Here is a 13,096-nt window from a genome sequence, read left to right as displayed (position 1 = left end):
CCGCTCAGGCCCCGGCCAGGGTCTTGTCGCCGAGTTCGCGCGCGCGTTCCCACAGCGCCGGCCAGGCGCTGTAGTTGGCCGCGAGGCCCTGCAGTTCGTCGCGCAGGGCGCGGGCGCAGGCCGCATTGTCGAAATCGTCGCCCCAGTCGCCCAGGCGCGGCGGCGCCTTGGCGATCAGGGCGCGGCCGTTGGCGTCGATGATGCTGCGCACGTCAGCCTGCCAGAACACCGGCGCGTCGGAGGCGCTCTCGAACTGCTGCTGCAGGCGCTCGATCGCATCGGCGCGCACGTAGTTGAGGTATTCGCGCAGGTGGGTAATGCGCACCATCTCGCTGGCGCCGGCCAGGTCGCGGAAGATGTTCGCCAGCAGTTCCAGGCGCTGGGCCGGATCGCTGGCGAGGAAGCTGCCGAACTGGCGCTGGATGTAGTCGGTGGCGAAGTGGTTCACGCGCGGCGTGCTGGCCAGCAGCGAACGCTGCGAACGGCGCCGCGACTGTTCCTGCACATGGCCGACCGCGAACGGCAGTTCCAGCGCAAGCGCATCCGGATGGCAGAAATGCGCGGCGGCGGAGAACAGCGCATCCTCGCCGCGGCCCACCGCGTTGGTACACGGCAGCAGCACGCTGTTGTCGAACGCGAACGGCGTGAACCAGGAGATGGTGGAAAGGCGCGCACGGCTGGTGCCCTGCCAGATGAACTGGGCCTCGACATTGGCCAGATAGGCTTCGCGGCTGGCGCACAGATCGGCGCGGCCGGCGGCGTCGAGGTGGTAGATCCAGGCGGCGCTTTCCGAGCGCGCGCTGCCGTAGGTGCCCTGCTGGGTCACCAGTACGCGGGTGTCGCTGTTGAGGTGCGCCAGGCGAGCCAGGTTGAGGCCGCGCAGGGATTCGCGGTTGATGCCGAATTCGCTGCGTGCGATCAGCTCGCCGATGGACAGGCCGCACACATCCAGGTGCAGGCCGAACGGGTCGTCGGCGATTTCCTCGCCGGCAGCCAGGGCCTCTTCCATGTTGCGGTAGAAGCGCGCGAACGGCGACTGGGTCGGGTTCAGGTCAAGCCCGCCCTGGGCCAGCTCGTGGCGGCGCAGCGGCAGGCGCTGGTCGTCGTCGAACAGCACGAAACGGCCGCCGGCAGAGAGCAGCAGGGCCAGGTTCCAGCTGCGGCCGCCGCCGAAGCGGTTGGCGCCGGCGGCCGGCAGCAGCATCTGCTGCAGCACGCCGGTGCTGCCAGGCACGGCCTTGGCGAAGCGTTCGACCAGGCGCTGGCGCTCGGCCGGGCCGAAGAAGCTGACCTTGCAGCCGGTGGTGCGGGCGAATTCGCGCAGCAGGTCGCGGTGGCGGTCGATGTTGGTGGCCAGGCTGGAGTCGTCCAGCACCACGTAATGGCGGCCGGCACGGTGGCGGCGCTCGTATTCGCCGACCGTGGCCAGCAGGCGTTCCAGTTGGGCGGGGCGGTCGCAGGCGCGGATGAAGATGGCGCGCAGCGGCTCCAGCGGACGCGGCGCGGCGGCGGTCAGGCGCTGGGTGAAACGCGCGTCGGAGATGAGCAGGTCGCGCTCGATCAGGTTCTGGAGCACGCGGGTCACGGCTTCGCGCTGCTGTTCCAGGCCGGGGATGGTGCTCTGGATGCGCGCGACGTGTTCGTCCAGGGTGCGGAATTCCCGGCACTGATCCAGCGCCTGCAGCACCTGGAAGGTCATCACATGGGCGTCGCCGGTGCGCTTGACCTGGAACACGCACTCGCTGTTGGACAGCGAGGCGACCACGGCGTCCTCCGAGGCGTAGACCGGCGTGGCCGGATTGGGCCGCAGCGGCGGAATCGTCACGGCGGGCGTGGCGTCGAAGGTGTACTGGTACTGCAGATTGCTGCTCATGAAGCCTTGTCGCCTTTGCCCGCCGGCGGCCGGTGCGGCTGCCGCGCGGGATGTCTCGGAAAATGCCGCAGTGCCGGCGGCTGCCGGCGCGCGTGGATGATGTCAGCGTCCCCTGCTCCGCCAGCGCCGCCACCAGGGCTGCGCCGGGGGGGCCGCGTCCGGCGCCGGCATCGGGACCGGTGCCGCCGCCGCAGCCTGTTCGCGCTGCAGCTGGGCCACTTGCGCCTCGAGTTCCGCGATGCGCGCGCCCGCGGCCATGTTCTTGCGGATTTCGTGATTGTAGTGCTGATAGACGCTTTCGTCGCGGTCGCCGAACCAGGACGAAGCCGGCAGCGGCGGCAGCGGCCGGCGCGAGCACACGGCGATGTAGTACATCGGCGCGTAGTCCAGGCCCGGCTGGACCTGGCCGTCCAGGGCGGCCGTGGCGTAGTGCGCGGGCTCGGCGCCGGGGGGCGGATCCAGCGCCCAGATTGCCGACTGGAACAGCAGGCGCTGGGCATACAGGCGCACATGGGCGAAGCGCGCGCGCAGCAGCTGCTCGAACTCGTGCCGGTACAGCTCGCGCACGTGGAATTCGTTGCGGAAGCCGGCGGCTTCGCCGTAGGTGGCCTTGTCCGGCGAGGAAATCACCAGCAGGCCGTCGTCGGCCAGGGCTTGGCAAAGACCGTCCAGCAGCGCTTCCTGGGCCTCGACGTGTTCTAGGGTCTCGAAGGAGACGACCAGGTCGAAGGCGCCGGCCGGCAATTGCAGGCGGGTCGCATCGGCCTGTTCGTAGCGCAGGTTGGGCAGGCCGGCATAGCGCGCCCGGGCATGGGCGACGGCGGCCGGGGAAATGTCCAGGCCCAGCACCGACTGCGCGCCGCGCGCCAGCAGCGCGCTGCCGTAGCCCTCGCCGCAGGCGGCGTCGAGCACGCGCCGGCCCTGCGCCCAGGGCTGTACCAGGGCATAGCGATGCCAGTGCTCGTACCAGATCTCGCGCACGCACTCGGGCGTGAAGCGCTCGCCGGTGAACTCCAGGGGGACGCTGCCAGTCATTCGCGACGGGGCCTGACCAAGGGGGCGGCATGTTCCCAGGTGTGGGCCAGCCGCACCAGTCCCGACTCGGAACTGCGCCCGCGCACCGTGAGCAGCCGTTCCAGGGTGTCGAACAGGCGCATGCCTTCGGTGTCCAGTGGATGGACCCGTATCGTATAGCTGGCCGGCAGCAGCGGCAGCGCCGGGAAATGCAGCACGATGCGGTAGTCGCCGTCGGCCAGCGGCGCGGGCTGCACGCCGTCCATGTCGGTGCTGACGCCGTAGACCGGCGTGCCGTCGGCCCGGGCGATGCCGATGTTGACCACCGGCACGCGGCCGTCGCGGGAGGCGATGGTGGCCTCGACTGTCAGCGGCGCGCCGTGGTCCACCGGCGTCAAGGTCTCGGCTTCCTCGCCGTTGACGCGCATGCCGCGCACGTGGAATTCCAGCCCGCGCACCGCGTCGAGATCGCGCGCGGCCGGGCCTTCGCCGGCGGACTTGCGCTCGTGGTAGGCCAGGTAGGCCTGGGTCACCTCGTACACGTCGCCGCAGGCCTGCATGCGGCCCTGGCGCAGCCACAGCGCCTGCCGGCACAGTTTCTGGATGTGGTACATGCTGTGCGAGACCAGGATCAGGGTGCCGCCCTGGGCCAGGTAATCCTCCATCCAGCGCACGCATTTCTTCTGGAAGGATTCGTCGCCGACGGCGAGTACTTCGTCGGTGATGAGCAGGTCCGGCCGGGTCGCCGCGACGATGGCGAAGCCCAGGCGCACGACCATGCCCGAGGAATAGTGCTTGACCGGCTCGTCGATGTAGTGGCCGATGTCGGCGAAGGCGATGATGTCGGACAGGCGCGCGGCCAGTTCGTCGGCGGAAAAGCCCTGCAGGGCCGCCGCCATGGCGATGTTGTCGCGGCCGCTGTATTCGGGATGGAAGCCGGCGCCCAGTTCCAGCAGCGCGCCGATGCGGCCGTTGACGCGCACGCTGCCCTGGCTGGGCGTGAGCACGCCGGTCAGCAGCTTCAGCAAGGTGGACTTGCCGGCGCCGTTGTCGCCGATCAGGCCCAGCGACTGGCCGCGCAGCACGCTGAGGTCGATGTCCTGCAGCACCGGCGTGACTTCGCCGGTCTGGCGTCCGGCCAGCAAGCCCAGCAGCGCACGCAGGCGGTCGCTGCGGCGGAATACGCGCGGATAGCTCTTGCCCAGGCCGCTGGCCTGGACCAGCAGGTCGGCGCTCACAGGAAATCCTCGAAATGGCGCTGCAGGCGGCGGAAGGCGAAACCGCCCAGCCACAGTGCCAGGGCCACGGCGAGCAGGCTGCAGGCCAGCGCGCGCAGTCCCGGCGGCGGCATGCCCAGCAGCACCTGGCGCAGGTATTCGACCACGCCGGTCATGGGGTTGAGATCGAACCAGGGCTGCACGAATTCCGGCATGGCGCTGCGCGCGTAGAACACCGGGGAAAGGAACATCCACAGCATCAGCAGCTGCGGCAGGGCCGGTGCGATATCGCGCACGAAGACTTGCAATGCGGACAGCAGCAGAGCCAGGCCCAGCGCGAACAGGAACAGCAGCAGCAGCGCCGGCAGCATCAGCAGCAGCCCGGCCGGGGAGATGCCCGCGCCGGCCAGCAGCAGCACCAGCAGCAGGCCGATGAAGCCGGCACCGTGGATGGTGAAGCTGGCCAGCACCGGCGCGATCACCAGGGCCACCCGCGGCAGGGCGACCTTGCCGATCAGGCTGGCATTGTCCGGAATCGCGGTGGTGGCGCGGCTCAGCGCCTCGGCAAAGGCCGTCCACGGCCACAGCGCCACCACGAGAAAGGGCACGTAGCCCGGCGCATCCGCGCCCGGCAGGCGGGCGCGGAACACGTAGCCGAATACGAAGGCGTAGACCGCCAGCTGCACCAGCGGCTGCAGCAGCGCCCAGGCGCCGCCGCTGAAACTGCCCAGATAGCGGTTGCGCAGCTCGCGGCGGGCGAGCTGCAGCGCCAGTCCCAGCGTGGGCAGGCGCGCAGCGAGCGCCGGCATCATGCCGCGGGACGGGCCGCGGCGGCCCACCCTCGAATCAGCAGGTGCATGCGGCGGCCGTCACTCGACCTTGTCGGACTCGGTCCCGGCATCCACCGCCGTCGCATCCACGCTGGCACCCGCGGTCCTGTAGCGGTCGCGCAGGGACAGCAGCAGTTCGGCATTTTCCTCACTGCGCATGTTGCGCAGCTCGTCGATATGGCCGCGCATCTGTTTCTCGGTCCATTCCTTCGTCAGGGAGGCGATGATGTTTTCGCGCACCTGCTCGTACGGACGCGGCTTGGCCGGGGTGATGCTCTCGGCACGGATGATGTGGTAGCCGAAGGTGGTTTTCACGACCGGCGACAGGTCGCCGGGCTTGGCCAGCTTGCCGGAGGCTTCGGCGAAGGGGCGGACCAGCTGGCTCGAGGTCGCGTTCTCGATCAGCCCGTGGTTGTCCTTCTTGCTCGGATCATCCGACAGGGATTCGACCAGCGCATCGAACTGGGCCGGGTTCTTGGTCACTTTGGCCAGGGTGTCCTGCGCCAGCGCCGCAGCCTCTTCCGGCGTGCGGGTCTTGTCGCCGATCAGGATGTGCTTGACGTCGACGCGCGCCGGCACGCTGTATTTGCTCTTGTTGGCCAGGTATTCCTCTTCGGCCTGGGCGCTGAAATCCGGCACCTTGAGGGATTCGAGCAGCTTCTGGGTGCGCACGCGGCCGAGGGTGGAATCGGTGGCGAGACCGATCTGGCGCTGTACCAGCGGATCCTTGTCCAGGCCGAGCTTGCGCGCTTCGGCGGCGAGCTGACGGTCCAGCAACATATTGCGCAGCATGGTCTGGATGCGCTCGGGCTTGGCCATGAATCCGGCGCGGTCGGCCGCCGGGATGCGCGCGACATAGGCATCGACATCGGCCATGGTCAGCTTGACCTCGCCCTGGGTGATCAGGACTTGGTCTTCAGGTTTGGCTTCCGCCGCGAAAGCCGCCGTCGTCGATAGCGCCAGACCGAGAGCAAACAACAGTTTGTGCATGGAATACCCCAAAAAGAAAAAGGGGCGCGACTAGCACGCCCACAGGATGCGATTCGCGGGGAATGGACCGTCGAAAACAGCCCGGGTTCCCGGATCAGAAGCCGGATAATACAAGCCCCGGCCGGCAGATGCCGGGCCGGGGCCGCAATCTCAGGCTATCCCGCCTTGCCGGGCCCTATCAGGGCCAGCCTATGGTCGGGTTGGTGCTGGGGTTCATGTTCTGGTTCTGGATCGTGTTGGCGCAGCTGGCAACCGAGCAACCCGAAGTGGTGATGGTATTGAGATTGGCGTGGACGATGTTGAGGTAGTAGGTCTGGCCGGGATCCAGCTGGCAGCGCGCGGTCAGGCCGGTCTTGCCCCAGGTCAGTGCGCTGTTCAGCGCGCCGCCGTTGAGGATGCACTTGGTCGTCATCGGCGAGGTCGGCGTGGTGTTGAAGTCGCCGCAGGCCTTGCTGACGGTGATCGACATGACGCTGGCGCTGGGCGCGGTTTCCTCGAAGCGGTACTGGCCACGCGTATCCGAGTGGAAATTGGAAGGCACGGTGAACTGCAGCGAGACGTAGTTGTTGCGCGGGATGAAGATGCGCTGGTTGATGTTCTGCGTGCCCGGCCACAGACGGTTCGAGCCGCCCTGGTTGTCATGGCCGAAGACGTTTTCGAAGCGGGTCAGATCGATATTGTTGCGATCGTTGCCGTCGTTGTAGGCCACCCTGCCGGACAGCAGCCGGGTCAGACCGGTGGGCGCAATACAGCCGGCCGGCGGCGGGCCGGAGGAAATCGTGGTCGAGGCGCTGGAGCTGACCGGGCTGAAGCCGGACTTGCTGCAGGTCAGCGTGAAAGTATAGGTACCGGCCGTGGACGGCATGGTGATCGGAACGTTGCGCGTCGTGGCGCAATCGGTCGCACCGGTACAGGCGACGCCGGCCGGCCAGCCCGTGACGGCGGACGGGAACGTGCCCGAATAGCTGCAGCTGTCGGCGTTGGTGGCCGCCCAGCTGATGGTGTGCTGAGCGCCGCCCGTGGTCGTGGGCGGAATCTCAGTGGTGCTGATGTCGTTGACGATGGCAGGCCCCGTCGGCGGCGTCGTGGTGCCGGTAGGGCAATCCGTCGTGCCGAAGGCCCCCTTGGCCTTCAGCGCGGGGCCGCCGCCCACCAGGGTCACACCATTGGAATCTGTAGTGAAAGTACAGGTCTTGGTGCCCGTGGGGGATTCCCATTCCAATTGCAGCGGCACGGAAGTCTGGGCGTTCACGGAACCGGAGGCGGCTGCAATGGTGAGCAGCAGCGCAGCGGTAGCGGGCAGGCGCAAAACAGGCATTGACAAATTCCAAATCAGATCGGGAGCGGGCGGAGTTTAGCGCCAGAGACCCGGACCTGTGCAAACCCTTCGTTAAATACAGTCAAGTCCTCTGTCGCAGGAAGCGGCCGGGTAGCAGGTCGCGCCAGGGGAAAGGGGCGTTTGGAGGGGGTGATGGCCGTTGCGGCGATGGCACGGTGCTGAATGACGGCGTTGGTTCGGGGACCAGGGACCTGCGGCGAGCTTGCCTGCCGCGGATTGCAGTTTGTCGCCAATCCGTGGAGCCGCGGTTTGGATGCTGCCCCGGTCGCTCCGGGGCTTTGCCCGGAGTATAGACACCAGGCGGCCGGGCGCCGGCAGCGGCCTTTCCCGGGTTGGTGCCGTGTTGATGACCGGCAGCCGGCGGGAAATGAAGCGGTGCGCGGCTCCTGGCAGACAAACGGCAAGGCTGGCCGACTTATCCGGAGCCGAGGCCGATCGCACTCGCGCGGCGCTGCGCCGATGTTGCGGACCTCGCGATTCGGCGTGGCGACCAGCTCTGTACGGATTCTGGCTTGCAGTCGGCCAGTCGCGGACCGGCTCATCGTATGGATCGACCTTGCGGTGGCGCCCTGGCGCCCCGGATCTGCCCCCGGCAACGACAGCGGGCGGCTGCCTGTCAGCCGAAGCCGATTTCAAGTCAATCGGTTTTCGCCACAGCAGCAGCTGACCGGACTGGCTGGCCGGTGTAAATCGAACCGGTAGTGGCACCGGCGTCCTGAACTGCTCCAGCAGTAGCCGCGTGCCCCGCCAGCCAACCCCGCAAACCTGATCCGTTGCGCAGCGTCATCAGGTGGCGAACCGGTTCGCCGGTTCGCGCCAAACCAGCCATGGTTGCATCCCGAACCTGTTTCGGCAGCCACAGCGGAGCCGTCCCCGGCCGCGCACCCCGCTCCGGTCGGTTTTCCGCGGCCACGGCAGCGGATCGCATACCGGCAAATCCGGAAAAGCAAAAAAAAGAGGGGCCCGGAGGCCCCTCTTTCCTTTACTGCTTACCTGCTACTTCTGATGCTGAACTATCAGGAGCAAACGGCCGAGCCGTTGGCGCAGGAGCGGCTGGCGCGGTGACGGAACAGGCCGCTGTAGTTCGACAGCACGCCTTCGGTCACGTTCTCGTTGACGTAGTTCACAGCCTGGAAGCCGGTAGCCGGCAGACCGCTGTACACGTCGCCGTCGATGGAGGCGCGGCTGACGTGGGCGGAGTCGGCGGCCAGGTCCAGGTTCAGCCAGCCGGTCGAAGCGTACGGATCGATGTTGGCAACGAGCTTCGAGTACAGCACGCCCGATTCCGTCGGGGCCGGAGAGCCCTGCGGGATGTTCAGGAAGCTGATCACGTTGACTTCGCGGCACAGAGCCGAGGGCGGCTGATCCGGCGGCGGCGGCGAGAAGCCGTCGCTGTCTTCGGTCGGGGCGCCTTCTTCACGGTCGTACTGGAGGATACCGACTTCCGAGCAGGACAGGCCATCGCCGTTACCGTCAGCGTCTTCGCCGAAGGTGAAGACGAACGGCTCGACGGCGCCCGGACCACGCAGCGGAACCTGCAGGTACTGGTTGTCGACGTAGAAGCGCTTGGTCGGGAAGGTCACAACCCAGTCGGTGTTCGAACCAACGCTGGAGTCAACGTTGTATTCGTTGTACAGGTTGGACGACATGAACACGGCGCTGACCGCGTCGATGGCGTTGTTCGGCGTGCCGCCGGCGAGGTAGTCCGAACGGATCAGCTGACCGCCGGTGCCGAAGACGTAGGCAGTGGCGATGTCCTGGCCCGTGCCGTCCTGACCGGTGATCGCCTGAGCCAGCGACGGCGTCAGCGAGGACTGGTCAGAGAACAGAACCGTGTTGGTGAAGCCGTCGATGGCCTCGGCGTTGTACGTGAAGAACGTACCCTGCGAGACGTTGACGATGCCGCCGGCGCCGAACAGGCCGCTGGTCGGAGCGACGAGCAGCGAGTTCTGCGGGCTGATCGACTGGACGACCGAGCAGTTGTTCGGCACGCCACCACGATGGGTGACGGCAGAAGCCAGCGAGCCAGCCAGGTCGGCCATCGAGATCAGCTCGATGTGACCTTCACGGGTACGCTCGAAGCCGGTCGGGCCGGTGTCGACGTTACGGCCGGTGTAGGCGTAGTTGCGGAAGGTGTTGTACGGAACGGTCGAGCCCGGGATGGTGCCGGTCCAACGGTTCTTGTCCGGAGCGGTACAGCTCTTGTCGGCCGTACCGATCGCGGCGCCGTCGCCGGACAGGGTGGCATCGGACAGGGCGAAGATGTTGCCGGTCCACACGTCGAACGGGGACAGGAACAGGTTGAAGTCGAGGACTTCGCGGGAGTTGTAGCCTTCCAGGAAGCGGACCTTGACAGCCTTGGCAACTTCGGCCGTGTTCACCACGGAGATCAGGGTCTGCTGACCTTCGTTCACGGTGTAGTACGGGTAGAGCAGAACCTGACCCAGGCCATCCGGGTTCAGTTCAACGGCGTTCGCGGTGCTGGCGATGCCGGCGATAGCGGCGAGGCCCGCGACAACCGAGGTCGTCAGATTATTTCTTTTCATCACAACACTCCTAATGAACCACAGGGCTTTTGCTTACAACCGACCATGCTCCGCAGCAGCGGTTTTGGCCCGCCTTTTTTGGGCATGGTAGGGCAACAGCGCGCCAATGCTAGAACAAAGGTTATGGCAACGCAATCCCGGGAATAACGGCTCCGGAGGCCACCTTCACTGGGCCGGAAGGTGATACCACTGATTCTTGATCCGGAGCCACTTTTCCTTTTGGACATTGAAACTTGAGACCGTTCCGACACCTCCGCCCATGCGCAGGCTGAACTCGATGGTGAGGGCGACCTCGCAGGTATTCTCATCCTCGCACTGCTTGCCGGTGACGGTCGCCTTGGTCCATTTGACCGGCCGGGTCGACATCTTGGCGGCATAGGCGTCCTTGGGATGGGCGCTGCGGTAGCCGGGGGTGAGGTACTCGTAGGCCTCGCCGGCCTTGCGCTCGATCAGGTAGTTCCAGCGCTCCTGGGCGCGCTCCTCGACCGTCTTGCCCTTGCCGCCGGCGGCACCGGACTTGGTGCCGCCCATGGTGCCGCAGCCGGCAAGCAGGGCCAGAACTGCGATCATGAACAGCAACTTGATGTTTTTCATAGAATTCTCCGAACTTCCTGTTACTTCTTGGCTTTCTTCTTCTCGCTGTCGTCGCCGAAGGCGCTCTCCAGCGTGTCGCCGCCGGCGCCCTTGAGCGGCGGCAGGGATTCGAAGCGGCGCTGGTATTCCTCGGTGATGGAGCGGGCATCGACGGCGTTGCCGATCACGCGCGGCGTGATCATGACGATCAGCTCGGTACGGGTGCGGCTCTTGTCAGTGGAGCCGAACAGATTGCCGATGACCGGGATCTTGCTCAGGCCCGGCACGCCGTTCCTGCTCTTGCTTTCGTCTTCGCCGATCAGGCCGCCCAGCAGGACGGTCTGGCCGCTCTGCACCGCGATCTCGGTCTCGATCTCGCGCTTGGACACGGCGCGGTTGCCGGTGACGTCGGCCACGCCGGGCTTGCTCACTTCCTGACTCACTTCCATATAGACGAGGCCGCCGGGATTCACCCGCGGCGTGACCGTCAGGATCACGCCCACGTCGCGGAACTGCACCGAGCCGTAGCTGGTGCCCAGCGAACCCGTGCCTATGCCGCCGTTGAGGTAGTTCTGCACCACCGGGATCTGGTCGCCGACATTGATGCGGGCTTCCTTGTTGTTGAGCACCACCAGCGAGGGCGCCGACAGGGTCTTGGTATTGCCGTTGGACTGCAGCGCGTTGATGGCGACTTCGATCTCGCTGTTGATGAAGGAGTAGAAGAAGTTCGCGTTGGCGTCGGGCTTGCCCTGAGAGCCGAACAGGCCGCGCTGCTGGTTGCCCGGCTGCGAGTCGCTGAAGCGGTTGGGCCCGTTGGCGTCCTGGTTGCTGGTGCCGATCAGGCCTTCCAGATACCACTTGACGCCGTACTTGAGCGAGCCGTCGAGCTTGACTTCGAGGATCTTGGTCTCGATCTGCACCTGCAGCGGCTCCACGTCCAGGCGCTTGATCGCGCTCTGGATGATGCCCCACTGGCTCTGCGTGCCCATGACCAGGATCTGGTTGTTCTCTTCCACCGCGGTGATGCGGACTTCGTTCTCGTCATCGCCGATGGTGAAGGACTGGGTGCCGCCGCCGGCGGTGCCCGCCGTCGCCGCCGCCTGCTTCTCGCGCGCGGCCTCGGCGCGGCGGCTGGTGTCGTTGGTGCCGCGCACCTCGACCGACTGCAGGCCCGGCGCGACGCCGCCGCGCGAGCTGCGCCGCGAGGAGCTGCCGCCGCTGCCGCGCTGTCCGGTGAACACCTCGTTGAGGCGGTCGGCCAGATCCACCGATTTCACATTCTTGACATCGTATACATAGAGCTGAGTACCGTTTTCACTGCCGCCCATGTCGAGCCGGCGAAGCCATTCCTCGGCCTGGGCCAGGTAATCCGGATTCGGCGTGATCACGATGACGGAGTTGGTGCGCTCGATCGGCACGAAGCGGAACATGCCGGCCATGGGCGATTCGCCGGTGGCGCCGAACAGCTTGTCCAGCTCCGGCATGATCTTGGCGACCTCGACATTGACCACGGCGTAGACGCCGATGGACATGCCCTTGAGCCAGTCCACGTCGAAGGTGTCGATGGTGCGCTGGTAGTTGGACAGCTCCGTCGCCGTGCCGGCCAGCACCAGCATGCTGCGCGAGGTATCGACCGAGACGAAGGCATCCGGCTTGGCGTAGGGCTTGAGCAGCTTCTCCATTTCCTTGGGCGAAACGAAGCGCAGCGGGAACACGCGCACTTCATAGCCCTTGGATGCGCCCGGCGGCGCGATGCGCGGCACCAGCTTGCCCGGCAGCGCGTCCTTGGTCGGCAGCACGGTATAGCGGCCGTCGCTGTAGACCAGCGAGTTGTTGGTCCAGGACAGCAGCATCTCCAGGATGGACATGGCCTGGTCGGACTTGATCGGCTTGGACGTGGAGAAACTCACGTTGCCCTGCACGCCGGGCGCGATCACGTAGTTGAGCTGCAGCAGGTCGCCCAGGATGGCCTTGGCCACGGCCTGGATGGGCTGGTTCTCGAAATTGAAGGTGAGCTGGCCGTCGCCGTCGGGGACGGCCGCGACCGGCGCCCTGGCGGCGGCTTCGTTGATGAACTTGGCCGTTCCCTTCTCGATTTCCGGCTTGGGCACGTTGGCGTGCGCATCCTTGCTGCCGCTGAGCGAGATCGGGCCTTCGTCGCGGGCATTGCCGGCCAAGGCGCGTTCGGCCTCGGTGGCGCTCGGAGCGGAACGTGTGGGCAGGGGCTCGGCATCCGCGTCGGGGCGTACGCTGCCGCCCGAGGTGCAGCCCGCCAGGGCGACCAGCAGCGCCACCAGGCAGAGAGGATAGAGACGTAGACGCACTGGTCGCACTCCGTTCATTTGGACTTTTCCTGCTGCTCGCGCAGCTTTTCCGCCTGCTCGCGCATTTCGCGGCGGCGCGCTTCGATTCGTTGCTGCAGTTCCGCCGCGCGATCCGGCGGCGGCTGCCCGGGCACGCTGGCCGGCGCGCCGGGCGCAGGCGCCACGGCCGGCGGCGGCACAGGCGGCGCACCCGGCTGCGGCGGCGGCGGCGAGAAGCCGTCGCTGTCTTCGGTCGGGGCGCCTTCTTCACGGTCGTACTGGAGGATACCGACTTCCGAGCAGGACAGGCCATCGCCGTTACCGTCAGCGTCTTCGCCGATGGTGAAGACGAACGGCTCGACGGCGCCCGGACCACGCAGCGGAACCTGCAGGTACTGGTTGTCGACGTAG

9 protein-coding genes and 1 pseudogene are annotated in these 13,096 nt (G+C 66.8%); all 10 read right to left on the bottom strand.

Annotated elements, in window-relative coordinates; genetic code table 11:
• Positions 1 to 4: 4 nt before the first annotated feature.
• Complete coding sequence (locus NM961_RS06460) at positions 5 to 1,873, bottom strand: lantibiotic dehydratase family protein (RefSeq protein WP_255913105.1); 1,869 nt, start codon at positions 1,871 to 1,873, stop codon at positions 5 to 7.
• A 102-nt stretch (positions 1,874 to 1,975) separates the two neighbouring features.
• Positions 1,976 to 2,908 (bottom strand): class I SAM-dependent methyltransferase, encoded by a 933-nt coding sequence (locus NM961_RS06455; RefSeq protein ID WP_255913104.1) that lies wholly within the window; start codon positions 2,906 to 2,908, stop codon positions 1,976 to 1,978.
• Complete coding sequence (locus NM961_RS06450) at positions 2,905 to 4,125, bottom strand: ABC transporter ATP-binding protein (protein ID WP_255913103.1); 1,221 nt, start codon at positions 4,123 to 4,125, stop codon at positions 2,905 to 2,907. The genes NM961_RS06455 and NM961_RS06450 overlap by 4 nt, the downstream gene beginning before the upstream one ends.
• Positions 4,122 to 4,916, bottom strand: coding sequence for an ABC transporter permease (locus NM961_RS06445; protein WP_255913102.1), 795 nt, complete (start codon positions 4,914 to 4,916; stop codon positions 4,122 to 4,124). The genes NM961_RS06450 and NM961_RS06445 overlap by 4 nt, the downstream gene beginning before the upstream one ends.
• 57 nt (positions 4,917 to 4,973) lie before the next feature.
• Positions 4,974 to 5,924 (bottom strand): peptidylprolyl isomerase, encoded by a 951-nt coding sequence (locus tag NM961_RS06440; RefSeq protein ID WP_255913101.1) that lies wholly within the window; start codon positions 5,922 to 5,924, stop codon positions 4,974 to 4,976.
• A gap of 178 nt (positions 5,925 to 6,102) precedes the next feature.
• Positions 6,103 to 7,242 (bottom strand): hypothetical protein, encoded by a 1,140-nt coding sequence (locus NM961_RS06435; protein WP_255913100.1) that lies wholly within the window; start codon positions 7,240 to 7,242, stop codon positions 6,103 to 6,105.
• Positions 7,243 to 8,279: 1,037 nt separating this feature from the next.
• The gene (locus NM961_RS06430; RefSeq protein WP_255913099.1) at positions 8,280 to 9,809 is read right to left on the bottom strand and encodes a hypothetical protein; all 1,530 of its coding nucleotides are present in this window, start codon (positions 9,807 to 9,809) and stop codon (positions 8,280 to 8,282) included.
• 165 nt (positions 9,810 to 9,974) lie between these two features.
• Complete coding sequence (locus NM961_RS06425; protein ID WP_255913098.1) at positions 9,975 to 10,403, bottom strand: hypothetical protein; 429 nt, start codon at positions 10,401 to 10,403, stop codon at positions 9,975 to 9,977.
• A gap of 20 nt (positions 10,404 to 10,423) precedes the next feature.
• Entirely contained in the window at positions 10,424 to 12,706 is a 2,283-nt protein-coding gene (gene gspD, locus NM961_RS06420; RefSeq protein ID WP_255913095.1) for a type II secretion system secretin GspD, read from the bottom strand.
• 14 nt (positions 12,707 to 12,720) lie between these two features.
• A pseudogene (locus NM961_RS06415) lies at positions 12,721 to 13,096 on the bottom strand (hypothetical protein); the annotation flags it as partial.

The organism is Tahibacter harae (genome assembly GCF_024437735.1).
Taxonomy (GTDB): Bacteria; Pseudomonadota; Gammaproteobacteria; order Xanthomonadales; family Rhodanobacteraceae; genus Tahibacter; species Tahibacter harae.
This window is presented reverse-complemented; position numbering and strand designations above follow the sequence as displayed.